This window comes from Corynebacterium tuingiense, from assembly GCF_046718165.1.
Lineage (GTDB): Bacteria > Actinomycetota > Actinomycetes > Mycobacteriales > Mycobacteriaceae > Corynebacterium.
Window position 1 is genome coordinate 1,742,385 of the sequence record NZ_CP177101.1, and the last position, 23,379, is coordinate 1,765,763.

The 23,379-nt window shown below is 58.0% G+C and carries 19 protein-coding genes and 2 tRNA genes; 11 read left to right on the forward strand and 10 right to left on the reverse strand.

Annotation, left to right across the window (positions count from 1 at the left end; genetic code table 11):
* Positions 1–77 precede the first annotated feature (77 nt).
* Entirely contained in the window at positions 78–590 is a 513-nt protein-coding gene (locus ACLI1T_RS08295) for a hypothetical protein (protein WP_411702393.1), read from the forward strand.
* Between the two features lie 42 nt (positions 591–632).
* On the opposite strand, the gene ACLI1T_RS08300 is transcribed toward ACLI1T_RS08295, so the two are convergent.
* Positions 633–706, reverse strand: a tRNA-Ile gene (locus ACLI1T_RS08300).
* Positions 707–833: 127 nt separating this feature from the next.
* On the opposite strand from ACLI1T_RS08300, the gene ACLI1T_RS08305 reads away from it, so the two are divergent.
* The 8 genes from ACLI1T_RS08305 to ACLI1T_RS08340 all read left to right on the forward strand — a co-directional run bounded on the left by ACLI1T_RS08305 (position 834) and on the right by ACLI1T_RS08340 (position 11,580).
* Positions 834–1,751: a DUF5067 domain-containing protein gene (locus ACLI1T_RS08305; protein ID WP_411702394.1), complete on the forward strand. Its 918-nt coding sequence runs from the start codon at positions 834–836 to the stop codon at positions 1,749–1,751.
* An 87-nt stretch (positions 1,752–1,838) separates the two neighbouring features.
* Entirely contained in the window at positions 1,839–2,666 is an 828-nt protein-coding gene (locus ACLI1T_RS08310) for a PTS sugar transporter subunit IIA (RefSeq protein ID WP_411702395.1), read from the forward strand.
* Between the two features lie 10 nt (positions 2,667–2,676).
* A complete protein-coding gene (locus tag ACLI1T_RS08315; RefSeq protein ID WP_411702396.1) occupies positions 2,677–4,266 on the forward strand; it encodes a PTS ascorbate transporter subunit IIC in 1,590 nt (529 codons plus the stop codon).
* Positions 4,267–4,421: 155 nt separating this feature from the next.
* Positions 4,422–4,841, forward strand: coding sequence for an organic hydroperoxide resistance protein (locus ACLI1T_RS08320; RefSeq protein WP_411702397.1), 420 nt, complete (start codon positions 4,422–4,424; stop codon positions 4,839–4,841).
* A gap of 135 nt (positions 4,842–4,976) precedes the next feature.
* Positions 4,977–6,446 (forward strand): DUF3375 domain-containing protein, encoded by a 1,470-nt coding sequence (locus ACLI1T_RS08325; RefSeq protein WP_411702398.1) that lies wholly within the window; start codon positions 4,977–4,979, stop codon positions 6,444–6,446.
* Positions 6,446–7,096 (forward strand): DUF4194 domain-containing protein, encoded by a 651-nt coding sequence (locus ACLI1T_RS08330; protein WP_349887934.1) that lies wholly within the window; start codon positions 6,446–6,448, stop codon positions 7,094–7,096. Before ACLI1T_RS08325 ends, ACLI1T_RS08330 begins: the two co-directional genes overlap by 1 nt.
* A complete protein-coding gene (locus ACLI1T_RS08335; protein ID WP_411702399.1) occupies positions 7,089–10,460 on the forward strand; it encodes an ATP-binding protein in 3,372 nt (1,123 codons plus the stop codon). Before ACLI1T_RS08330 ends, ACLI1T_RS08335 begins: the two co-directional genes overlap by 8 nt.
* A complete protein-coding gene (locus tag ACLI1T_RS08340) occupies positions 10,447–11,580 on the forward strand; it encodes a DUF3322 domain-containing protein (protein ID WP_411702400.1) in 1,134 nt (377 codons plus the stop codon). The genes ACLI1T_RS08335 and ACLI1T_RS08340 overlap by 14 nt, the downstream gene beginning before the upstream one ends.
* Before the next feature lie 134 nt (positions 11,581–11,714).
* Here the strand turns inward: ACLI1T_RS08340 and ACLI1T_RS08345 are convergent, their stop codons facing one another.
* From ACLI1T_RS08345 to ACLI1T_RS08355, 3 genes are all read right to left on the reverse strand, one after another.
* A complete protein-coding gene (locus tag ACLI1T_RS08345; RefSeq protein ID WP_005278156.1) occupies positions 11,715–12,098 on the reverse strand; it encodes a hypothetical protein in 384 nt (127 codons plus the stop codon).
* A 62-nt stretch (positions 12,099–12,160) separates the two neighbouring features.
* A complete protein-coding gene (locus ACLI1T_RS08350; protein ID WP_411702401.1) occupies positions 12,161–13,330 on the reverse strand; it encodes an aminotransferase class I/II-fold pyridoxal phosphate-dependent enzyme in 1,170 nt (389 codons plus the stop codon).
* Complete coding sequence (locus ACLI1T_RS08355) at positions 13,327–14,043, reverse strand: 6-carboxyhexanoate--CoA ligase (RefSeq protein ID WP_411702402.1); 717 nt, start codon at positions 14,041–14,043, stop codon at positions 13,327–13,329. The genes ACLI1T_RS08350 and ACLI1T_RS08355 overlap by 4 nt, the downstream gene beginning before the upstream one ends.
* 251 nt (positions 14,044–14,294) lie before the next feature.
* Between ACLI1T_RS08355 and ACLI1T_RS08360 the strand changes: the two genes are divergently transcribed.
* Positions 14,295–14,367, forward strand: a tRNA-Asn gene (locus tag ACLI1T_RS08360).
* 364 nt (positions 14,368–14,731) lie between these two features.
* On the opposite strand, the gene ACLI1T_RS08365 is transcribed toward ACLI1T_RS08360, so the two are convergent.
* The 5 genes from ACLI1T_RS08365 to ACLI1T_RS08385 all read right to left on the reverse strand — a co-directional run bounded on the left by ACLI1T_RS08365 (position 14,732) and on the right by ACLI1T_RS08385 (position 20,851).
* Entirely contained in the window at positions 14,732–15,058 is a 327-nt protein-coding gene (locus tag ACLI1T_RS08365) for a hypothetical protein (RefSeq protein ID WP_284850028.1), read from the reverse strand.
* Positions 15,059–15,323: 265 nt separating this feature from the next.
* Positions 15,324–16,697 carry an NAD-dependent succinate-semialdehyde dehydrogenase gene (locus ACLI1T_RS08370; RefSeq protein ID WP_411702403.1) on the reverse strand — a complete coding sequence of 458 codons (1,374 nt, stop codon included), beginning with the start codon at positions 16,695–16,697 and terminating at the stop codon, positions 15,324–15,326.
* A 122-nt stretch (positions 16,698–16,819) separates the two neighbouring features.
* Positions 16,820–18,025: an oxygenase MpaB family protein gene (locus ACLI1T_RS08375; protein ID WP_411702404.1), complete on the reverse strand. Its 1,206-nt coding sequence runs from the start codon at positions 18,023–18,025 to the stop codon at positions 16,820–16,822.
* Between the two features lie 33 nt (positions 18,026–18,058).
* A complete protein-coding gene (locus ACLI1T_RS08380; protein WP_284869523.1) occupies positions 18,059–19,435 on the reverse strand; it encodes an oxygenase MpaB family protein in 1,377 nt (458 codons plus the stop codon).
* Between the two features lie 57 nt (positions 19,436–19,492).
* On the reverse strand, positions 19,493–20,851 hold the full coding sequence (locus ACLI1T_RS08385; RefSeq protein ID WP_411702405.1) for an oxygenase MpaB family protein: 1,359 nt from the start codon (positions 20,849–20,851) through the stop codon (positions 19,493–19,495).
* 404 nt (positions 20,852–21,255) lie between these two features.
* On the opposite strand from ACLI1T_RS08385, the gene ACLI1T_RS08390 reads away from it, so the two are divergent.
* Positions 21,256–22,308: a PDR/VanB family oxidoreductase gene (locus tag ACLI1T_RS08390; RefSeq protein WP_411702406.1), complete on the forward strand. Its 1,053-nt coding sequence runs from the start codon at positions 21,256–21,258 to the stop codon at positions 22,306–22,308.
* A 76-nt stretch (positions 22,309–22,384) separates the two neighbouring features.
* On the opposite strand, the gene ACLI1T_RS08395 is transcribed toward ACLI1T_RS08390, so the two are convergent.
* Positions 22,385–23,308 (reverse strand): DMT family transporter, encoded by a 924-nt coding sequence (locus ACLI1T_RS08395; RefSeq protein ID WP_023017154.1) that lies wholly within the window; start codon positions 23,306–23,308, stop codon positions 22,385–22,387.
* Positions 23,309–23,379: the final 71 nt, after the last annotated feature.

A 23,379-nucleotide genomic window follows, 5' to 3' on the forward strand; every position in this document is an offset into this window, starting at 1 on the left:
TGTTCTATTGCCCCTTCTATCTCTGCCGATATTCCGCATGAAAAAGATTCTCGCGCTCTTGCCAGCGCTCCTGCTGGTTGGGTGCTCATCCGCCCCCCGCTGACGACGAGCCCAACTTCACCGATACCAGCCCGCACAGCACCAGTTCAGACAGCGGTGCGCTTGCCGATGCCGACTTCGATACCGATTCCGCGCCTTCCGCAACTGCCAAGCTTTCCAAGCCGCAGAAAGCGGAGAAAGACGATGATTCCGCACTCGCTGCGCAGGTAGGCGGCATTTGTGGCATTCGTGACTACGCACAAATCATCGCCGACGACGCCACCGATTGCGCCTTTGCCCTGGACATTTATAAGCACGCGATGGATGCCACATACAGGCTCGAAACTCCTGATCCAACCGTTACTGCAGCCTGGCAGAGCGACATTACTGTAAAGAACCCGAGCTCTGGTGAGAGCTACGATCTCCACTGCATCATGGCCACGAATCAAAAATCCGTCCATTGCAGGTCCCAAGAAGACGAAAATATCGGCACCCGCATCGAGCTGACCGCCAGGCCGATTTTCTCCGAGCGTGTGCACACCGAATACTAAAAAGGAGGCGCCAGCATTGCTTGCCGACGCCTCCTTCTACCGTGGGGCCACCGGGGCTCGAACCCGGGACCGACGGATTATGAGTCCGGAGCTCTAACCGACTGAGCTATAGCCCCACACGGATGCCATGTCGTAAAATACGACACTCCGCTCCCAAAAGATTAGTCAATAGCTCGCGAAAGACCAATTCCCTCATCTCTCCTGCTCTGACCCCTCCCCACCCCCTTAGGGTAAAATTTTTATATGGGAAAACTATTGCCTTCTCTCGTTCTTACGTCTGCTCTTGTCCTCACAGCATGCTCGAGTCCTGATGATGACAAAGACGCAGCACAACAAGGCCGGCAGGCTGAATCCGCTGAATCGCAATCCCAATCCGTGATCGGTACATGGAAGCAGGAGGACAGCGCTTCCAAAGATGGCTGGATGGAAGCCAGCATTACTGATGGCGTCATTACTGTGGAATGGACGTTTGATAATGGCAAGAATCGCTCGATCTACTGGATAGGATCATTTGACGCTGAAGCCGCCGCAGCTGGTGAAACGATCACTTCGAAACGAGACATCGTAGCAACCGATACTGCACTCATGGCAGCCTCAGCTGACGAAAAAGATTTCAAAGTGGACGGCGATACGTTATCCTTCGATGTTGCTATTCAGGACGTCACCCTTACAGCGATTTTGAAAAAGATCAGTGACGACCCAACGACCGTCAACTCTCTAAAGAGCACAGATTCCAACCGGAGCTTCAAGGACAGCGTCCTCGAGGTGCCGGCAGCTACGATCAAGATCACGGATCACCGCATAATCCCCACCGGTGAGCCGGGCAATGAGGATGGCGAGAAGCCACTCATCGTCTTTTATTATGATGTTACGAATAAGACGGATGCAGAGCTTTCGACCTTGGACTTCGTCCAGTACTTTACTGCCGTACAAGACAATAATCTCGATACTGTAAACGAGCTGGAGGTCGGTTCATTTTACGATCCAGAGCTCACCGATTCCCTGCTCGAGAAGATTAAAAAAGACGGTACCGCTTCTGGCGCGGTCGCCTACGAGCTCGATGATGAAGCCACCCCAGTAGAGCTTGTAGCTACAGACAGTTTTGGCCAAAGCGAAATTGGCCGGCAAAGGTTTGAGCTGGACTCTTCTGACAAGAAGTAGGCATTTCCATTTACCTTCCTTCTCCCGCGCTTTAAAATAAGGAGTGATTTTTCTTCATAAACCCTAACTATGTGACGGGAGAAATAAATGGCTACAGTGGACTCTCTGCTGGTGCCGGGTGCTGTGGATCTTCACGGCACTGCCAATGACTGGAGGGAAGCAATCCGGCTGGCGGGCAGACTTTTGGAAAAGGCTGGCACAGTAACTTCTGATTACACGGAATCCATGATCCAATCTGTCGAGGACAATGGGCCCTATATCGTGGTCGCACGAGGGTTCGCTTTCGCCCATGCGCGCCCTTCAGAGGCGGTAAAAGAAACTTCGCTGTCGTGGGTACGGCTTTCAGAACCTGTGGAATTTCACCATGCTTCCAACGATCCCGTACATCTAGTAGTGGCGTGCGCGGCCAAGAATTCCTCGGAGCACGTGGAAGCGATGAAACAGCTAGCTAGGCTTTTGGCGACTAAACGCGAAGACCTTGACCGCGCGGAGACTGAAGATCAGCTACGGAAGGTCATCACCTCAGATACCCCAACTCATACATCTTCCTCTGCTCCAAGTGGTACTACTTCCGCGGCGACAGCCTCTTCAGGAATCACCCACAAAACCGCAGAGGACTCCGTGGCATCCAAGGGAAAGATTCTAACCGTATGTGGCAACGGGCTGGGAACCTCGCTTTTTCTCAAAAATACCTTGGAGCAGGTCTTGGATGAATGGGGCTGGGGTCCCTACCTCAACGTAGAGGCGACAGATACCATTTCGGCGAAGGGCCGAGCTAGCGAAGCGGATTTTTTGCTTACCTCGGGTGAAATCGCTGCCACGCTGGGCGATGTCGGCGTTCCCGTGTACGTCATCCAAAATTTCACTTCCACTTCCGAACTTGATGCGGCTCTTCGCGAGCTCTATGACATTTAAGGAATAACGCATGGATATTCTTCTGGCCATAGCCAACTTTCTCGTCAACGAAATCCTCGCTGTACCTGCTTTTCTCATCGGCATCATCACCGCCGTCGGCTTAGGTGCCATGGGGCGCGGCGCCGGCAAGACCATCGGCGGCGCGATTAAAGCCACGCTGGGTTTCCTCCTTATCGGCGCCGGTGCTGGCCTAGTATCCGATTCGCTAGAACCGCTGGGGGCCATGATCACCGGCGCGACGGGTGCACAGGGAGTGGTGCCGACTAATGAAGCCATTGTCGGTATCGCGCAAGACCAGTTCGGCAGCCAAGTCGCTTGGATCATGATTTTGGGGTTTGTTGTCTCCCTCATCTTGGCCCGTATTACACCGCTTAGTTATGTCTTCCTCACTGGCCACCACGTACTTTTCATGGCCACGTTGCTGACGATGGTGCTCGTTGCCACTGGATATCCTTCGTGGGTCATCATTGCCTTTGGTGCGGGACTGCTTGGCATTTTGATGGTGTCTTTGCCCGCTATAGCCCACCCCTTTACCCGCCGCATTACCGGCGATGATTCCGTGGCAATTGGGCATTTTGGCACGGCGGGATACTTGGTCGCAGGTGGCGTCGGCAAGGCCGTAGGCGGTAAGGGCGACAAGATGTCGCCTTCGTCTGAGGATCTCAAACTCCCGGAGGGCTTGCGCTTCCTGCGCGATTCGATGGTGGCGACGGCCCTTTCCATGGCACTGATGTACCTCGTACTCGCCGTATTATTTATTGCACGTGCAGGCTCCGATGAGGCTTTCACGGCCTTCCCGGATGGCGCCACCGATGTGGGCAATTACCTCATGCAATCCATAACGCAGGGCCTACAGTTTGGCGTGGCCGTTGCTGTCATTCTTTTCGGTGTCCGCACCATTTTGGGTGAGCTTGTCCCCGCCTTCCAAGGTATCGCGGCAAGGGTAGTTCCCGGCGCGATCCCAGCGCTCGATGCCCCGATTGTCTTCCCGTACGCTCAAAATGCCGTGCTTATTGGGTTCATTTTCTCCTTCACCGGCGGGCTCGTCGGCTTGGCTGTGCTATCGCTATGGCTCAACCCGGCTTTTGGCGTCGCCCTCATTTTGCCGGGCCTCGTGCCACACTTTTTCACTGGTGGCGCGGCCGGCGTGTACGGCAATGCCACCGGCGGTCGCCGTGGAGCGGCTTTGGGTTCCTTTGCCAATGGCCTGCTCATTACTTTCCTACCCGCCTTCCTGCTTAGCGTGCTGGGATCTTTCGGCGACGCCCACACCACCTTTGGCGACGCCGATTTTGGCTGGCTTGGCCTGCTGCTCGGCTGGTCCATCCAGGCCGGCGGTGCATGGAGCGGTATCTTCATCGCAGTGATTGGCTTGGTCATCCTCGCGGTGGGTTGGGTATGCCAGCGCAAGCTTGTCGACACCCATTGGGATCCGGCACCCCATCGACCTTCTCCGGCAAAGACAGCCGAAGTAGTCGGCGCCACCGCGCCCACCACTGGCGGTACCGCCGAGAGTGCTGGGAAATCCATCCAATCGAAGCGCTACCCCAAGGTACTTCCACCAGAAGGAGCGCCCACTCCCCCGGCGCGGGTTGAGTAGGCCCGCGACACTCACTTGAGCCGTATCACCTTTTCCCAGCGCATCCTTTCACTTCTTAGGTCGCTGAACTCGAAAAACGCCGTTAGCAATTCTGAGTACAATCGGCGGCTGTACTCACCGCTAGTACGAAAATCACTTTTAGAAAAGGAGTAATCATGGATACCCTCTACACCACTGAAGCACTCGCTACCGGGGCAGGCCGCGATGGCCGCGCCGTAGTGCAAAATTCGGACCTTGACTTCAAGATGGCCACTCCAAAGGAAATGGGCGGCGATGGCAACGGCGCCAACCCGGAGCAGCTCTTCGCCGCTGGTTATGCCGCTTGCTTCCACTCCGCCCTGCAGGTGGTAGCCCGCAGCGAGAAGGCAGAGTTGGGTGATTCCTCCGTGGACGCCCGCGTGTCCATTGGCAAGGAGGGCGAAGGCTTCAAGCTCGCCGTTGAGCTCGAGGTCATTATCCCCGCCCAAGAGCACGACAAGGCACAGGCGCTTGCCGATGCCGCCCACCAGGTCTGCCCCTACTCCAATGCCACCCGCGGCAATATTGACGTCAACGTCACCGTTGCGCAGGACTAAGCAGGACTAATAAGGCCTAATACAGTCTCTTAGTCCTCGGCCCGTAAGGGCCACCATGCGTGGGCGAATCCACTGATTCGAATAAGTGAGTCAAACTACGCTGCACGTGTCCGGCGTAGCTGGCAAAATCGAATCATGTCTGTTGAAGCTCGCGCCCTTTCACTGCGGCGGTTATTACATGATTCCGCCGCAGTGCGGCTGCTGGCGGCCGATAATGCCCCGGTGATTTTGGCGCTGATTGCTGAGTATTTTCCCCGCGGCACTCGCGCACGGCCGGCGGCAGAAGTATATGAGCTCATGGTCACCGATTTCGAGGTGCTTGCCAGTGAATTCTCAATGCCGCGCACACCGCAAAGTTATTGCAATGACTGGGTAAAAGCTGGTTGGCTAGTCCGCAAATCTGGCAAGAGTTCGCGCGGGGAAACCTTGGAACCGAGCGAGGAAGCGCTGTCCGCGCTCGAGGCCGTTGAGCGTTGGGAAACGCCGGTTACTACGGTCACGGCATCGCGCGTGGAATCTATCGGCTCGGCTCTGCAGCGCTTGGCGCGGGATACGAATGAGGATATTTCGAGCCGCGTCGCCAGCTTAGAGGCGGAGCGAGACCGCATTGACCGCGAAATTGAAAAGGCTCATTTAGGGCAGTTCGAAAGGCTGACTGCGGCAGAGACCGAGGAACGCGTCCAAGACGTGCTGAACATGGCCATGGCGGTGCCAAGCGATTTCGCCAGGGTGCGCCATGAACTCGAAGCCCTCAATCACCGATTGCGCCGACAGCTTTTGGATCCAGAAGGTTACCGCGGCGAAGTGCTCGAGGAAATCTTTAGCGGTGTAGACCACATCGCGGAATCGGACGCGGGGCGCAGCTTCCGCGGATTCTATTCCTACCTCATGGATAGAGAACGCAGCGCGTGGCTGGACCAGTGGATTAAGCAGGTTCTAGAAAGCGACGTTGGCCAAGAGCTAGCGCCAGAAAACCGGCGGCAGCTGCGGAATCTCTTCCGCGATATGGAAGAAACGAGCTTCGAGGTCAATCAAACTATGACTGGCTTGGCACGCAGCTTGCGCAACTATGTCTCCTCAGAACAATTCGCAGAAGACCGGCGCATGATTGAGCTATTGCGTGAAGCGCGCGGCATGGCCATTGATGCAGCACAGGCATCGGAGCTAAAAGCCTTTCACCGCATGGAAACGCCCTTGCAGCGCATCGGTATGTCCATTCACTCCGTCTCGCGCATCCAACTAGCCAACCCAGGACGCGAGGTCGTGGAGGAAGCACCGGAAGCCTACCAGCCGGGCCAGGAGAATGCGGAGGCGTTGTATGAGCTGGTGCGCGAATCAGAGATTGATTTTGAGGAACTGCATGGGGCGATTCGCGGGGCCGTCGGCAAGGCGGGTCCGTGCACGATTGGCCAAGTATTGCAGGCGTACCCGCCCACGCAGGGCCTGGCCAGCGTCGTCGGATTGGTACATATTGCGGACCAGCACCCGCTACCGGCGCTGCATGATGCGCACGAGAAGGTCACCTGGACCGAGGAAGATGGGACCATTCGCGCGGCGTATATCCCTACTATGTATTTCGATAGCACCACCGTTGAGGAGTTGTAGTGACCGCTACTGATAACCACCGTGTCGATTCCGCGCATGAGCCCCCGCTCTGGGAAAACGATAAAGGATCGCTGACCTATAACTCGCGCCGCGCCTTGGTACAGCTTTTGAAAGGCCCGCTGGTGCGTGCGCACAAGGAACCTGTCTTATGGTCCGCCATCATCTCGGACGAAGACAACCTGCGCGCCCGCCTGCATGAGGTATTCCTCGAGCTGGTGGTCGATGAAGGAGAAGGTTTTGCCTTTACCCGGATGGTAGAAGAGGAAACGCTGCCCATTCCGCAGGTGCTGCGCACGGATAAGCTCAAGCACATCGATACCGCCATCCTGCTGAACCTGCGCCAGGAACTTGGTTTAGCGCTGCCGGGTGAACGGGTGATTGTAGATGTAGAAGATCTCCGGGAGGGCATCGGCTACGTCCGCGCGGTTGATAACCGCGATGAGGCTGGGTTCAATAACCGCTTCAATGCGGCGATTAAACGCATCCGCAATGAATATTCGCTGTTGAGCGCCACCGAGACAGAAGGGCGTTACGAGGTATCACCCGTCTTGCGCCAGCTTTTCGATGCCGCCACGGTCACCGCCATCCGAGACGAATACGCCCGCCTCGCAGAAGCCGAGGGCGACCAGGAGGATGCTTCCGATGACTAACCTGTATCCAGGCCAATTCCGCATCAGCCGTATCCAGCTCATTAACTGGGGTACCTTTCACGGCTACTTTTCCATCCCGGTAGCCCGCAAGGGCTTCCTCATCACCGGTGGATCCGGTTCGGGCAAGTCCACGCTGCTTGATGCGATGTCGGCGGTATTGGTGCCGCAGAAGGACCTCAAGTTTAACGCGGCATCGCAGCAGGACCTCGGGCGCCATAATGGGCGCAACCTCGTCTCCTATATTCGCGGGGCGTGGCGGCAACAAGAAAATGCGCGCACGGGTGAAATCGCCCCGGAGTATTTGCGTGAGGGCGCAACAAACTCGGTGGTGGCGTTGACCTACGATAATGGGGCTGGCACGCAGCACACCCTCATCGCCATCTTCCGCCTTAACGGCGGTGAAAATTCGGTGAGCCAGATTAAACGGCTCTATGGGGTGGTGCAGGGAGATGAGGACATCGATAAGCTCAGCCCCCTACTCACCCGCAGCCTGGATACCCGCAAGATTAAGGCCATGTACAAGGGGCCTGGCGCCTCGTTTACGCCGACGTACACCACGTTTGCGGATCGCTTTCGCAAACGCCTGGGCATCAAGAGCGAGCAGGGCCAGATCCTGCTTCACCGCACGCAGTCCGCCAAGTCTTTATCCAGCCTGGACCAGCTCTTCCGGGACTATATGCTGGATACGCCGTCTACTTTCGAGCGGGCGGAGGAAGCGGTGGAGCAATTCGAGGATCTGCGCCAAGCATACCTGCGGGTCGAGGATGTCAAGGCCCAGATTGAGACGCTGGCACCCCTGCCCCAATTGCATTCCCGGCGCACCACCGCGGAGGCGGATAAGCATAAGGCCGAGGCGATGAATGAGGCGCTGCCGGCGGTGCGCGCCCGCTTAGTGGCAGAAGAACTGGACTATCGCATCCGCGCGCTGACCGCCCAGCAGGCAGAGGCGCAGTCAGCGGCCGAGGCACTAGAAGCGGAGGTCGAGCACCTTGACGATGCCGAGCGCCGCGCCGCCGTGGCCGTCTCCCAGCTCAGTGCTGGCGAGCTGGCCGCGCTAGAAGCCAAAATTGAAACCGCGGAGAAGGAAATTGAGCACCGCTCCAAGGAGTTCCACCACCTTGCCGCTGCTGCTGACCAGTGGACCGATCACTTTGAGCTCAACCCGCAGGGCTTCACCGAGCTGCAGGCAAGTGCCCGCCTGCGCATCGAGGACTTTGAGGCTGACTCGGCCCTGCTTACTGAGCAGCAACAAGAAGCCGGCGTGGCCGCCCGCGATGCAGCGACAACAAGTGCTGGCCTTGAAAGTGAGCTGCACTCATTTAGCTCGCGGCGCACCAATATAGATAAGGCCCTCGTAGAGCTGCGCACCCAACTCGCGCAGGATACAGGCTATGCCGAATCGGAACTTCCTTTTGCAGGAGAACTGCTGGATATTGCCCCGCAGCAGGCCGAGTGGGAACCGGTAATCCAAAAGCTGCTGCACGGATTCGCCGCCACCCTGCTTGTTCCGGAATCCGCGCGGGAAGCCATTAACCAGTGGGTCAATTCTCGCAATGTGGGCACCCGGCTCGAGTACCGCACTATCCCGGAGTTTGCTCCTGCACCCGCACCCGCGCGCAGCCCGCAGCAGCTCATCCACAAATTGGAGTTTCAGGATCACCCCATGGCGCAGTGGGTGCGCCACCATATTTCGAGCCGTTTTAACTACGAATGCGTCAACTCGGTGGCCGCCCTCGAGCAGGTAACCAAGACCCCAGCCGTCACGCGCGATGGCTTGGAAAGCCGACCCAAGGACAAGGATGGCTCGACGCGCTTTATTAAAGATGATCGCACGCGCTTTAATGGCACGCGGTGGTACCGAGTAGGTTCTACCAATACCGCCAAGATTGAGCTCCTGCGTGCCCAATTGGAGGAAGCGAAGGCCACTGCTCGCGCCATGGCCAAACAGGTCCATGAGCTCAACCGGAAGATGGATATCCTGCGCACGCAGCGAGATAAAGCGCAGCGCGTACTGGAGACTAAATTCCAGGATATTGATACCGCTTCCGCTGAGGCGCGCAAACGCGATTTGCAAGAACAGTATGATTCTTTGGCTTCCTCCCCGGAGGCGCAGGCCTTAGCCACAGCACACGAGCAGGCAAAGGAAAAGCTCACCGCCGCCCGCGCCCAACTGAACCAAGCACAAAAACACCTCGGCAACGTGGAGGGCGAGCTGAACCGCTCCACCCAGCGGCGCCAGAGCATCGGAACGGTGCCCACGGTGGCGGATCAGGGCATCGCCAAGGCGGTCGAAGAGGCCCTGCACAAGGGCAGAAGAAAACTCACCATCGATGACATCGATGCCCGGCGCGATGAAGTGCAGGCCAGCCTGCAAGAAACCGCGCGTAGGGCCGCGCGCCGCATCGAGGAGACGAATGCCAAGATTGTCTCCGTCCTGCACAAGTACCTATCGCAGTGGCCGGCGGAAGCGGCGGATTTGGAGCCACAGGCCAGCTTCGCCGGCGAGGGCATGGAGAAGCTGAAATTCCTGCGCGCAGACCGCTTGGCGGATTTTCGCGCTCAGTTCTTGGAGCTGCTCAATGGCACGACGGTGCAAAACCTATCGCACCTCGCCTCTTCCCTTCGCCATGCCCGTAGCGATATCGAACAGCGCATGGAGTTTATTAATAAGTCACTGGAGCGCACGCCCTTCAATGGGGACCGCACCCTGCGCATTGATGTGAAGGATGCCCGGGGCCAGGTGGTGCAAGACTTCCAGCGCGATCTCGATGCCGCAACGTCCCATAGCCTGGCGGAGATTAGCGCCGATGAGCCCGAAGCTGCGGTAGCGCGCTACCACGCCCTGGATAAGATTCTCAGCCGCTTGGGTTCGTCTGAGCCGGAGGACATTCGGTGGCGCAACCTGGTTCTGGATACCCGCAAGCATGTCAGCTTCATCGGCCGCGAGTGCTACCCCGATGGCACGACCGCCAATACGTATCAGGATTCCGCCTCTCTTTCCGGCGGCCAGGCCCAAAAGCTGGTGTTCTTCTGCTTGGCTGCGGCGCTGCGCTTCCGCCTGGCGGAACCAGACCAGGACGTTCCCACCTACGGTTCCATCATTTTGGATGAGGCCTTCGACCGCGCCGACCCAGCCTTTACGCGCACCGCCATGTCCGTGTTTGCGTCCTTTGGTTTCCACATGATTTTGGCAACGCCATTCAAACTCATCCAGACGCTATCGCCGTACGTGGATGGCACCATCGTGGTCAATTACGACGAGCCCATTATCCAGGGCCGCCCGCAGGCGCGTACGGGTTATTCGCTTATCGATGCCACCTCCTATCCCCAGGAATCCCCGGAGTCCACCGATGCGGATGCCTAGTGACCTGCACACCCATGCGGCAAAATACCTGCGCAACCACTTTGCTGAGGCACTGGCCTCCCCGGATTCGCTGAGCATCGATTGGCCGCTGCACCCGCCTACTGCCGCCACCGCCGCGCGCGATGTCGCCGCCACCCAGGAGTTCATCCGCGCCTGGCAGCGCTGGCCACACCAAGAAGAGATCCACTACGAACAGCGCAATTGGTCCCGCACGGGCCTGGGAACCAATTCCGTTCCCACCCGCGCGGTCCTTATCGGTGCGCCCCGCATCGCCGCGGCCGCAGGCCTCAGCGCCGAATACTCCCGCGCGCAACAGCGCGCACACGACATCGCCGCGATCTTCCCCGACTCCCCTGCATTCGCCGACGCCGTGTACCGCACCTATGCCCAGTGGAAAGACTTAACTGCGTACGATCTGCGCTGCTTAGCACCGTGCTTGACCTGGCTGCGCGCCCATCCGAATTCCGGCGAGTGGGAGCGCGCCGTTCCTGTCGAAGGTGTGGATGGCAAGTGGATAGGCACCCACCGCCGCCTGCTGCTCGCCCTGCTTTCGCCCTTCGGCATCATGGATTTGGGGCTACGCCGCACCGATGCCCGCCTGCGCCTGCGCTACCTCAACCACGCCCCAGCGCTGTCCGATATCGAGGTTCCCCTTTCCCAGGCGGCACAGCTCTTTCCCGCCTCTCCCCCGCGCGTTCTCATCGTAGAAAACAAGCAGACCTTCCTAGCCCTGCCCCTGCTTTCCGATGCCGCCCCACCCACCATCGCCATCCTCGGTTCCGGCAATGCCGCCCGCCAACTTCACGCCCTTGCCTGGCTCCACGATGCCGAAATCACCTACTGGGGCGATCTCGACGCCGCCGGCTTCAGCATCCTCAACGGCGTGCGCGCCCACTTTCCCCACACGAAGTCTCTCCTTATGGATACCACCACCGTCACCGCGTTCCGCCACCTCGCGGTCCCCGATCCTGGTGATGGCTCCGCCATGCTTAGCCACCTCACCACCGAAGAGCAGCGTGCCTACCGCCTCCTCTTCACCGAGGGTAAGCTACGCATCGAACAGGAGCGGATTCCGTTCGCGCATGCAAATGACGCAATTCAATCTACGTTTCAACGCTAGGTTCTAAGCTTTCGAACTAGAACCTCTGCTAGTTGTTACCGTATTCTTCTTTCTCCGCAGCAGCAAGACGAACGCGAGTAAAAATACCTGTTGAGCCCTCAGCTAGTAAAACCTTGCGGCGGCGTCTCCATTTCTCAAGGCATCGCAGTCCACTCGATGTCCTCAAAGCCCCAGTCGGAGAAGTGCCAGGTGATGGTCTCGGTGGCATCGATAAGCGCGTGCTCCATTGTCTCTTCATCGTCACCGGTAACGGAGAGCTCGAGCATCACTGAAGTATCTTCTTCGTCCAATAGCCCCACGTCCAAGGGGCCGCCATCATCGAGGCCGGAGACAAAGCGCGCAGTCCAATTATCACCGCCAAAGAAACTGGAGTCCTCTTCTATAGCGTGCTTTTCCTCCAAGTCCCATACGGCTTCAATAATGTCCCAGTTGCCGGTAATTGCAGCGGACAGCTCAGCGTCACGCCCGTACAGCACCAGCTCGTGGAGCCACGAATAATCAATGATAAAGCTGCTCATAACGCCTGCCAGTGTATGCGACGAGAGCCCCACTCTCTGAACGCACTCACCGAGCGTCTTGCTTATAAACCCAGCTGTTCAAGTTCTGTACAGAGAGCATCGATCTGCGCGCGTGTATGGGTTGCCATGAGGGTGACGCGGAGTATTGCGGCGCCTCGCGCAACAGTTGGCCACCGGATTGCCGGGACGATAAATCCATGCCCTAGCAGTGCAGCGCTAGCGCTCATCGCAGCCGCCTCATCGCCCACATGCACGGGAATAATAGGACCTTGCTGTGGCGTAGTCCCCCGTGTGTGATGCCAATAAGAAATATTGTCTTGCAGTTGGCTAACCAGGCTGGGATCAGACTCAATGAGTTTTAACGCCGCAAGCACCGCGGCTGAGGTGGCTGGCGTGGGCGAGGTCGAAAACACGAAGGACCGGGCTTGTTGCCGCAAGAGCTGGGCAACCGGCTTACTGGTTGCCACGAGCCCGCCTTCAGCACCAAGCGCCTTGCTAGCAGTAATAACCTGGATATCTGGCTGAACGTCAAAGAATTCTGGGAGGCCAAGGCCGCGCTCGCCGACGGTGCCAAACGAGTGAGCATCATCGACCATAAGCCAGGCGCCGTAATCACGCGCCAATCGCGATAGCTCAGGCAAGGGCGCGAGCACACCGTCCATAGAAAAGAGGCCATCGGTAACAACTAAGGCATACTTGGTGGTCCTAGTAGCCAAGGCATCTTCCACAGCCCGGGTATCGCGGTGCGCCGTGACGACGAGACAGGCACCACTCGCCTTTGCGAGCCGGCAGCCATCGATGATGCTGGCGTGGTTGCGCGCATCAGAAATAATGGTGAGCTCGGGCGACGCTAACGCCTGCAACGTCGATAGATTGGCTTGGTACCCGGTGGCAAAAAATACCGAGTCTGGATACCCAGTCAGCTGGGCCGCAGCGGCTTCTACCGCAACGTGTAATTCAGACGTCCCGGTGGTCAACCGCGATCCGCCTGAACCGGCGCCGTAGTTATCAACGCTTTCCTTTACGGCGCTTTTAATCTCCGGATGCTCTGCCAGGCCTAGGTAATTCGACGAGCTAAAGAGCACCGCGTCTTGGGCTGTCTTCCCGGTGGCCGTCCGCAAGGAGCTTTCCGGCACTTGCCCACTTCCAAAGACCGAAGGGCTGCGCCACAGGCCGTCTTCTCGCCACTTATCCAGGCGCGCAGATGCGACTTTCTCTAGGCTCTCGTTCACTGTTCTGCCTCAAAATCCACGAGTACGGCGCGGTTTTCCAGATAATCTATCAACGCTTCGATGTCGGCTCCTGGTTTGATGATGAACGCCCGCGCTCCCTCATCCGATCCAGGCTCTTTAATGCGCGGAAGGCGGTGATACGTGCCATCTATGCAGACATACCCGGTGGTATACGCCGGATCATCAGACACACAGACTTCTGCTAAGACATCGGGATGCGCTGCTACCTTGCTCGCCAAAACAATGGCTTCACGGGCAGCGTCCTTGCCTTTGAAATCCGCGTCTTGAGCCTTGTGCGCGTCCATGTGGCTCACGCGGACGCCGCGCTGTGCGTCTGGCTCGCAGCGCTTACCTGTATCCGCCGCAATGAGCATCGCACCGCGCATATTCCTAGCGGTAAACGTCCATTCAATGACTACCTGAGAATAAGCGGTCATGGGGCGCAATAGTTCCTCGATGACGTCCCTAGCTTGCGAAGGCGCTTGCACCGCCTCTTCTCTGACGTCTACGGAAGGGACGTGCAGAATATCGGACTCGGCCAAAGCCTCCACGGTGATGAAGGTATTTTCCGCCATTCCCTTCGGGTGCGCCAAAGCACGCTCGGATAACGCTGCGCAGACCGCCGGAACCTCGTGTTCCCTGACAATTCGCTCTGCTCCCGAAATGTGCTGGCCTGCGGAATGAGACCGCATTCGCACTGAGAAATAAGTCATAATCTGAGGGTACCGGACGTATTGAACGGTGTTCAGGAAAAGAGAAAATTAGCCAGCTCGACCAGGCTTCAGGCGGCGCCTCCCAAACAGGAATACACAGGCCATGCGCTTTCCGATGCCCCTCCCACACCTCACGTCCTACACCCCTAAATTTTTCGGCTAACCAGGCGATTTGTGTGAAAACGACGTTAGCCTATATAGTTAATTCTCGTTGCACAAAGAACGGCACGTTCGAAGTACAACATGGATATTCCTCCATAGCTCAGTTGGCAGAGCATTCGACTGTTAATCGAAGGGTCACTGGTTCGAGCCCAGTTGGAGGAGCTTTCTTAGCCCCCTTTTACCTGCAAAACGCCGGTGGGAGGGGGTTTCATCATTTTCGTATACTGGGCAGTTTCGGGTGGTTTAGGGCGGTTTCCTGTCGTGCATGTCGTGGAATTGCATGATCGTTTTGCCGGTGGCGGCTCGGCATTTCGGGCCTGTCGATGGGCACGCCCTGCGGATTGCGGGGTGCTGGTAATCGGGTGCGGCCTAAGAGGCCTGACCCCCAGAAAGTGGACACGTCGGGAGTCAGGCCCAACCACCAGCAGAAAAGAAATAGCCGCCTAACCACTAGGTAGCTCCACTACGTGTCCACGATTTGCGGGCAATCCCAAAAGATTCAGATTAGATTAGCGGAGGCTTTTCGTTAGTAGCCGTTTGACTCCGCCACCACTTCATCAGAATCAGGTGCGAACATGGTTACCCGAAAGTTCAACAAGCTAGAAAGAACATCAAACAAAAAACGCTGTGCACTTAAATCCTCTGACTCATAAATGGCGAAACAAGTCTCGATTTCATCGTCGAAGATTTTTAGTTCTTCGGACAACGTAGCCGAAGCCCCGCCATCCATAACGAATCGGTAGCAGTCCCGATCATTGTCATAAGCGAGTTCACGCACCCTATCAATATCAGACAAAATCGTCAGCACCCGACCAACGGGAGCATCGGTAGTAATTCCTGCACTAGTCGACACGACGCCTCACCACCTCTTGTTGGCTTATCACTGTAACTTGTTCGAGCCCGGTTGGAGGAGCACAGTACATCCCGCCCAGCATCGCGCTGAGCGGGATTTTTCGCATGCGCCACACAGCTTGAGTTCAGAGGGTTGCGGAAGATGCGGGTTAAGCACAACGGGGACAGGAAAAGGGGCCTAGCCCATCAAGGCTAGGCCCCTTCCCTACTGCACTCTATGCGCTCACTGCAGGCGCAGGGAGCGCTGAGCGAGCCTCAACGAGTAATTAGTCGTTGATGTAGAGGTACTGCTTGTTCACGAACTCGTCCAGCGCGAAGACGGAGAGCTCGCGGCCGAATCCGGAGTTCTTGACGCCACCGAATGGCAGTACTGGGGAGAAGTACTGGCCTAGGTTGACGTGAATCATGCCGGTCTCGATCTGGTCAGCAACCTTGGTGGCGCGCTCGGTGTCATCGGAGAAGACGGCACCGCCCAGGCCGTAGTTGGAGTTGTTGGCCAGCTCTACGGCTTCCTTCTCGGAGGAAACCTTGTAGATCTCTGCTACTGGGCCGAAGAACTCTTCGTAGTAGGAGTCGGAACCAACGGGGACATCGGTAAGCACGGTCGGCTCGTAGTACGCAGCGGTCTCGTGCAGATTGCCGCCGGTGCGGACCTTAGCGCCGTTGTCCACAGCGTTCTTGACCTGCTTGTCCAAGTTCTCTGCTGCTTCGCGGGAGGACATTGGGTAGTACTGGTTCTCACCCGGCTGGGTTGGGTCAGCCTGCTTCATGCCCTCAGCAATGCGGACCATTTCATCAACGAACTCATCGTAGATGTCTTCCATGACGATGATGCGCTTGTTGGAGGTGCAAGCCTGGCCGACGTTCTCGATGCGCTTGACCCAAGCGTCCTCGGCAGCCTTGGTGATATCGGCCGCGTCCAGGATGATGTAGGGGTCGGTGCTGCCAAGCTCCAGCACAACCTTCTTCAGGTTGCGGCCGGCGATCTCAGCCACAGCGGCACCAGCGCGCTCAGAACCGGTCAGGGATACACCCTGGACACGCTTGTCCGCGATAATCTCTTCAATCTGCTCGTGGTTTGCGTAAGCGTTAATGTATACGCCCTCTGGCAGACCAGCCTCGCGGAAGATTTCCTCGATGGCTGCAGCAGACTTCGGGGTAATTTCGGCGTGCTTCAAGATAATGCAGTTGCCGTTCATCAGGTTCGGGCCAGCGAAGCGGGCAACCTGGTAGAAGGGGTAGTTCCACGGCATAATACCCAGCAAGGTACCAATTGGCAGGCGACGGAGGGTGGCCTTACCACCTGGCACGTCAACCGGCTGGTCCTTGTTGTGCTCTGGGGCGTTGTCTGCGTAGAACTGCAGGATGTCGCCGGAGAAGTTAATTTCCCACTCGCCTTCTGGGGTGGACTTACCCATCTCCTGTGCGGCAATCTGAGCTAACTCGCCCTTGCGCTCCTTAAGCAGCTCCGCTGCGCGGGAAACAATCTTTGCGCGCTCCTCAATGGAGGTCTCGCGCCAGGTCTGGAAAGCCTCGTTGGACTTAGCCAGTACCTCTTGAATCTGCTCATCGGTAAAGGTGTCGAACTTCTCTACTACTTCGTTGGTAGCGGGGTTAGTTACTGCATAATCCTTGGACATTATTGTTCCCTTTCTAATTGGATTCTTGGAACTAATGTGGCGGCGAGCACACTCTGTGTTCGCCTGCCACAAGAGTACTTAAGTTTTATTAACTGCGTCACCCATGAATGTGGGTGAATTGTTTAGGAGGCCGCGACGACCGAGCCATCCTTCATCTTGATGCCCTCATCCTGCTTCATGTAGGTGGCATCGCGGGTGAGCATCTGGCGCACTGCCTCCTCGTTCTTCTGGATTTCCGCTTCGAGAGCCTCTGGGTCTTTGCGGAGGAGATCGAAGCGCTCCTGCACCAGTGGCGCCTCCATTTCCAGGATGGGGCGCATAACCGAGTTGTCCACACCGCAGGCATCGGCGACCTCATCGCCGTGAATGATGCGCACGTGCGCAGCGGTCCAGTCCGCCAGGGTGTCATCAGGCATTCCCGTGAGCTCCTTGGCATTGACGACGAAGCCGTCCATGAGGGCATCGACAAGCTTACGGGCCGACTCGTTGATCTCGCCGTCGACGGTGTGGATGGCGTCCATGGTCTCCTGGGAGGCCTCTACTCCATCCTCGCCTTCGAAAAGGTCCGCAGAAATGCCCAGCATGCGCCCGGTAATCTTCCACAGGTAGAACGCGTCCTTTTCCTCTTCCGCGGTGAGCTTCCAGCCCATGTTGCGCAGGCCGGCGTACGGAATGTAGGTGAAGTCGAACCAGGTGCGCAGCATGTCGAACTCGCTAATCGGCGCACCGTAGTGGGAGTAGTCCAGCTCCTTGCGGGTGTGTACGCGCCGCACGTGGGCGTGGATGGCGCGCACCATGCCGGTGTGGATGAAGCCTTCGCCGCCGGGCTGCAGCGCATCCGGCAGGTAGAGCGAATAGGTCCAGTTGGTGGTGTAGGCAAGGCGCTTGACGGCGCCATCGGTAAGCTCACCGGTATTGACCAATAAGTCCGCGATCGCCGGGGTGGAATAGGTGTGGACCAGCGAGCCCGGGCCCAGCGCCAGGCCGTGGCTGAGCGGCGGGATGGACAAGTAGACGCGGCGGCCGCGCTCCAGCTTCTCGGCATCGATGCCGTCGAGGGCCTTAGTCATGTCCTCGATGAGGGCAGCAACCTCTGGGAAGGTGTCCTCGTTGGCAGTGCCGCGCGCGAGGGCATCGCGCAGGTTAGGCATGATTTCCTTGACGGTGTGGCCACTGGTAAAAAGCGCATCAGCTACTGGGTCCATCTTCCAGAAAGCCTCGTGGTAGCGGTCGGCGCGCTCTTTGCCAAAGGTAGCGATGAATTCTTCCTTATCGCCGCGACCGGCAGGCCACTCGCCTACGGTGCCTAGGGACATATTGGTAGTCATGGTGTTCTCCTCTGAGAATGGTGTGGAGATGGGTTAGCTGCGAGCTTCTTTAGAGTCATCGTGCAGCGTGTAATCGGACTTGGTCTCTGGCTCGTTTTTCGCGATGTGCGCCTTAATCACCGCGGTAACATCGGACCATGGCGGCTTATTCTTATTAGCGCGCTTAATCTTTGCTTTTTGCGCACCCGGCAGCTTGTCCCGCAGGCGGGCAACCTTGGCCTCTGCCCGCGCTGCGCCCTGGTATAGCAGGGCCCACGGCTTGAGGTTCACCTTTTCCCAGCGCGTGCCCTTGACCATGAACTTGGTGTCTTCCACACCGCAGATGGTGGTCAACGCTCCTAAGGCCACATTGGGGACCAGCGGGTGGATGGTTTCGAGAATGCTCATCAAGGCGGTGGCTACGCGCTCATGGTAGGTGGAGGAATATCCACCATTGGCGTAGATATAATCCGTCATCTTGCGCATTTCATCGCCGGTCTTAGGGATGAGCCGCTCTTCAGCACCCATCATATAAAGGATATATCCCCAGTACTGGGCCACATCGTCCCAGTCCTGGCCGGAGTGCGGCCGGCCAAAGCGCTCGTCGATGGCCAACGGCATCATCCCGAACCAGCCCTCACCGGAGACCAGGAAGCTGGAGCCAATCGGCCGGCCGAACTCGTTGTAGTGCTCCTTGCCCCACATCTTCTCCAAGCCGCGATTAGCCTGGGAGTGCAGCAGGCGGACGCGCACGGCAGCCTTGCGGCCTTCACCGAAGCGGTCAAAGACGTCCTTCTTGCCCAAATCCGTGAAGAATTGCGCCGTTTCAATGGAGCGCTGCATGGCCTTAAACTCGAACATCCCAGTCTCACCCGTGGCCGCCGATGTGCGGTCCTCCATCGTGGTAGCCCAGTATGCGAAGGCAATAGCCAAAACCTCTGAGGTGCGCGTGACGTTGTAGTAGGCCACGCGGCCGCGCTCTGCGGCCTCGAGGTCCAGCCACTCCGGAATTCGGTCTACCTCTTTAAAGAAGTCCACCAACTCCGGGGCCGGGTCCTCTACCGTCTCGATGCCGTGGTTGAGCGCCTGCTCAAACTTAGCGCGCGATTCCTTTGCACCGTCACGGCGGAAGGCCTCCGCCAGCTTTTCACCGGTCTCGTCGGTCTGCCACATGTGGTCATCGAGAAGCTTGGTTTGCAGGCTATCGTAGCCTGCCCAGTCATCTTCTACCGTGTGCCAGGAGTCGAAGACATTGTGCCGCAACTCCGACCAGCCTGGGGCCGCGGTGCGACGCTTCGGCGCCGGGCGCAGGTCCATGCCATCGCGGTAGAAGTAGCGGAAATCCTCATAAGGATTATCGGACATGGGCAGAACCTTTGGTTCCGCCTGCGACGTGTTAGCAACGTCAGAGGTATCTGTGGGAGCAGTCATTGTGTTTTATTCCCTTCCTTATTATTAAACTTTGGTAACTAGCAGCGAGTGCGCCGGCTAGTTTCGACGGGCTTCCTTGGAATCATCGTGCAGGGTCCACTCGGCCTTGACGTCTGGCTCATGGTTGTTGATGTGCTCTTGCACTTCTTCCAACGCATTGATCCACAGTGGGCGACCTTGCGTGGCGTTGTGCTTCTTGTATTCCTCCGCGCCCGGTTTTTCATCGGCTTCGCGGGCTTCCTTTGCCTCTGCGCGCGCCTTGGCTTCGAAGTCTTTGGCCGCCTGGGAAAAGTCCATATCGGCCCAGCGGGTTCCTTCCACCATGAACTTGGTGTCCTCTTCTCCCACCAGCGTGGCCAGCGAGCCCAACATTTCTAGTGGAAGGTCCGGATTCATCTGTTCCACGATGGACATCAGTGCCGTAGCCACCCGCTGGTGGTACGTCGAAGAACGCCCGCCGTTTGCGTAGATGAAGTCAGTCATCTTGCGCATTTCATCGCCGGTCTTGGGGATGATGCGCTCTTCCCCACCCATCATGTACAGCACATATGCCCAATACTGGGCAACGTCGTCCCAGTCCTGGCCGGAGTGGGGGCGTCCGAAAAGCTCGTCGATGGCCAGCGGCATGAGCGCGAACCAGCCTTCACCGGAGACCAGGAAGCTGGAGCCAATCGGCCGTCCGAATTCGTTGTAATGCTCCTTCCCCCAGAGCTTTTCCAGACCGCGGTTGGCCTGGGCGTGCAGCAGGCGGACGTGGACTGCGGCCTTGCGGCCTTCCCCAAAGCGGTCGAAGACGTCTTGTTTGCCCAAGTCCACGAAGAACTTGGAGGTCTCCAGTGCACGTTGCATGGCCTTGAACTCGAACATCCCAGTCTCGCCAGTGGCCGCGGAAGTGCGGTCTTCCATGGTGGTGGCCCAGTAGCCAAAGTTGAAGGTGAGAAGGTCCGCGCTCGGGGTGGCGTTGTAGTAGGCGACGCGCCCGCGCTCGGCGGCTTCAAGGTCGATCCAGTCTGGGATGTTATCGACCTGTTCGAAGAAGGCCACCAATTCCGGCGATGGGTTCTCGACGGTCTCGATTCCTTCATTCAGCGCCTGCTCAAATTTAGCGCGCGATTCCTTTGCACCATCGCGGCGGAAGGACTCCGCCAAAGCGGCACCCTGCTCATCGGTTTGCCACATGTGATCATCGAGCAAACGCGTTTGCGGAGTGTCGTAGCCTTCCCACTCATCATGGACAGTGTGCCAGTGGTCAAAGATATTGTGACGCAGGGTGGACCAGCCGGGCTTGTCCACGCGGCGCTTCGGCGATGGGCGCAGATCCATGCCATCGCGGTAGAAGTAGCGGAAATCCTCATAGGGATTATCGGACATGGGCAGAACCTTTGGTTCCGTCCGAGTTTCGGTAGGAGCAGTCATGGGGAGTGAACAACCTTTCCAATCTTGGTGCTACACCACACATATTTCCTAACTATGTGGTCTAGTTCACCATTTAGCTGTGCACGTAAGCCTATAGAGACACTGCCCTCCACTGCAATGAATTTTGAATGCAATTTTCCGGGAAATTACCGGGCACGAACACCGCCGCTACACCCGTCTTCACAGCACCTATCCTCTCCTGCGCAAATAGCAAAAATGCCCGTCTTGGCAGATTTTGCAAACTCTCCGCCTGCTCACCCCATATAGGTATACTAGGCGCACACGTGTCCGCTATGCGAACGCTTTTGTAACCTGTCTCTCCTTTTAGGCTGTACCATGACGTGCATTACATTCAGTGAATTGGCAATGAACCACAGCCACGAAAGTGAGGTCTATTCACCCCTATGCCTAGTTCTCCTTCCCAATCTGCATCCCAGCTTGCCGATGCCCCCTCCACCACCGCCACGGTGGAAAACGTCACCGCCGTAGCCGATGACCTTGCGGTTATCGAATTTTCGCTGGACGGTGATGCTCCGCTCGCAGATTACTCCCCCGGCTGCCACGTCGATATCACCCTCCCGGGAGCTAACGGTGAGATGCTTACCCGCCAGTACTCGGTTTTTGAGATGGCCGGTGCCTCTTCCCCTGCTGCTGGCCATCAGGAGAAGCCAACATATGGCGTCGCGGTAAAGCGGGAGGAAAACTCCACGGGTGGATCGATTGCGATGCTGAAACTGCGCTGCGGGGATAGTTTTGAAATCTCGCGGGCATTTAATAACTTCGAGCTCGTGGCACACGCCGGCTACTACGTCTTGGTTGGCGCCGGCGTAGGCATTACCCCCATGCTCTCGATGGCCCAATCCCTCGAGCGCGAGAACAAGCCGTATATCGTGCTCTTTTTCGCACGCGATGAACACCACGCGGTGCTGCTCGAGCAATTGCGCGACACCTGCGGTGATAAGCTCATTGAGGTCTTTGGCCGCCCGCGCGAGAAGCAAGCAGACATCTACCGGCATCTGCTGGGCCAAGCACCGAAGGAGACGGCCTTTTATGTCTGCGGCCCGCAAGGATTTATGGATTCCGCCAAAGAAATCGCGCTCGACTACCTACCCGATCACGCCTTTCACTGGGAGAACTTCCACCCTGATCTCAAAGCGCTATCCGGTGAGAAAAACGCCGGGGCCGGCGACGGTCCGTTCGAGGTGGAATTTTGCGGTGAGACGGTAGAAATCCCAGAAAATAAGACGGTCCTAGAGGTCCTCGAGGATCTCGATCTGCCCGTAAAATCGCGCTGCCTGGAAGGCACGTGCAGCACCTGCCTGATGCGCGTGGTCGAGGGCGAACCAGATCACCGCGATTCCGTCTATGACGCGCAAATGTATGCCGAGGGCGCCTTCGCGCCATGCGTCTCCCGCGCACTAAGCCCCAAGCTCACCTTAGAGCGCTGGCGGCAATAACCCTTCGCTCCCCCTCCCTGGCCGGGAGTGGGAGCGAAGGGAGAAAGAAGGGGGCATCGGCAAGCGCGGCACAGCCCTATAGGGCGCGCACCATAATCACACCGATAATGACCAAGACCAAGCCGATGATGCGGTGGACCGGCGGCAGGCCGCGCTTGGCATTGCCCCAGCCCAGCGATTCAATGACCTGGCCGCAAATGATTGAGCCCACCAGCGAGCCGATGACCGTCGTGCCAGTGCCGATCATGGGCGAAAGCGTCGCTCCACCAACCACAAAGAGCGCGCCGAGCACACCGCCGAGCCACATCCACCAGGGACCTGGGGCGATACCGCTCAGAAGGGCGCGGCGGGGTGCCTTCCAGCCTACGGTGAGCAGGGCCAACAGGATCACACCAACCCCCAGGGAAATGACGCTGGCGGGCATGGGGCTGTGCAACGCGCCTCCCAGGTAGCCGTTGACGGCGGTTTGGGTGGCAGAGCCCATGCCGATGAGCACGCCGAAAACCCGCCATAGCCACAGCGAAAGCCCAGTAGCTTGCGCGCGCGTGGTGGCAGCGCCCCGGCCGATTTCTAGCACCAAGGCGATGCCGCCCACAACGATGAGCGCGCCGAGGATGCGCAGGGGGCCGACGGGAACCAAGGGGGATTCAAAGAGGCCGGTCAGATCATAAATAAGGCCCATCGTCACCTGTCCCAGGATGGGCAGGATGACGGTTTCTACGCTGCCGATGCGCGGGAAGAGCAGGATATTTCCCACGATGAAGGCCACGCCCATAAAGCCGCCGAGCCACACCCACCACGGTTGCGCAGCCGCCAGCGCTAGGTCCGGTATCGCGTCACCGGTGACAATGAGCGCGAGGATGGCGGAGACGGCAAAGCCGATAATGAAGGAGAAGAACCCGGCGGCGATGGGCGAGCCCACGGACTCGCGCAGACGAGTATTAATGGCCGTTTGCGCCGGCACGATGGCGCCGACCAGCATGGCGGCAATAACCAACATTGTTTTTCCTTCCCCACACGTATGGGACTAAGCAAAGCCTGGAACCAGGCGTGACATAGAGATGTAATTGT

What these genes read in the sequence shown, in the direction of transcription:
- ACLI1T_RS08340 (WP_411702400.1), top strand. Translation starts at nt 10,447, where the DNA reads ATGCGGATGCCTAGTGACCTGCACACCCATGCGGCAAAATACCTGCGC.
- ACLI1T_RS08335 (WP_411702399.1), top strand. Translation starts at nt 7,089, where the DNA reads ATGACTAACCTGTATCCAGGCCAATTCCGCATCAGCCGTATCCAGCTC.
- ACLI1T_RS08355 (WP_411702402.1), bottom strand. Translation starts at nt 14,043, where the DNA reads ATGACTTATTTCTCAGTGCGAATGCGGTCTCATTCCGCAGGCCAGCAC.
- ACLI1T_RS08305 (WP_411702394.1), top strand. Translation starts at nt 834, where the DNA reads ATGGGAAAACTATTGCCTTCTCTCGTTCTTACGTCTGCTCTTGTCCTC.
- ACLI1T_RS08380 (WP_284869523.1), bottom strand. Translation starts at nt 19,435, where the DNA reads ATGACTGCTCCCACAGATACCTCTGACGTTGCTAACACGTCGCAGGCG.
- ACLI1T_RS08310 (WP_411702395.1), top strand. Translation starts at nt 1,839, where the DNA reads ATGGCTACAGTGGACTCTCTGCTGGTGCCGGGTGCTGTGGATCTTCAC.
- ACLI1T_RS08395 (WP_023017154.1), bottom strand. Translation starts at nt 23,308, where the DNA reads ATGTTGGTTATTGCCGCCATGCTGGTCGGCGCCATCGTGCCGGCGCAA.
- ACLI1T_RS08315 (WP_411702396.1), top strand. Translation starts at nt 2,677, where the DNA reads ATGGATATTCTTCTGGCCATAGCCAACTTTCTCGTCAACGAAATCCTC.
- ACLI1T_RS08385 (WP_411702405.1), bottom strand. Translation starts at nt 20,851, where the DNA reads ATGACTGCTCCTACCGAAACTCGGACGGAACCAAAGGTTCTGCCCATG.
- ACLI1T_RS08390 (WP_411702406.1), top strand. Translation starts at nt 21,256, where the DNA reads ATGCCTAGTTCTCCTTCCCAATCTGCATCCCAGCTTGCCGATGCCCCC.
- ACLI1T_RS08345 (WP_005278156.1), bottom strand. Translation starts at nt 12,098, where the DNA reads ATGAGCAGCTTTATCATTGATTATTCGTGGCTCCACGAGCTGGTGCTG.
- ACLI1T_RS08375 (WP_411702404.1), bottom strand. Translation starts at nt 18,025, where the DNA reads ATGACTACCAATATGTCCCTAGGCACCGTAGGCGAGTGGCCTGCCGGT.
- ACLI1T_RS08370 (WP_411702403.1), bottom strand. Translation starts at nt 16,697, where the DNA reads ATGTCCAAGGATTATGCAGTAACTAACCCCGCTACCAACGAAGTAGTA.
- ACLI1T_RS08325 (WP_411702398.1), top strand. Translation starts at nt 4,977, where the DNA reads ATGTCTGTTGAAGCTCGCGCCCTTTCACTGCGGCGGTTATTACATGAT.
- ACLI1T_RS08320 (WP_411702397.1), top strand. Translation starts at nt 4,422, where the DNA reads ATGGATACCCTCTACACCACTGAAGCACTCGCTACCGGGGCAGGCCGC.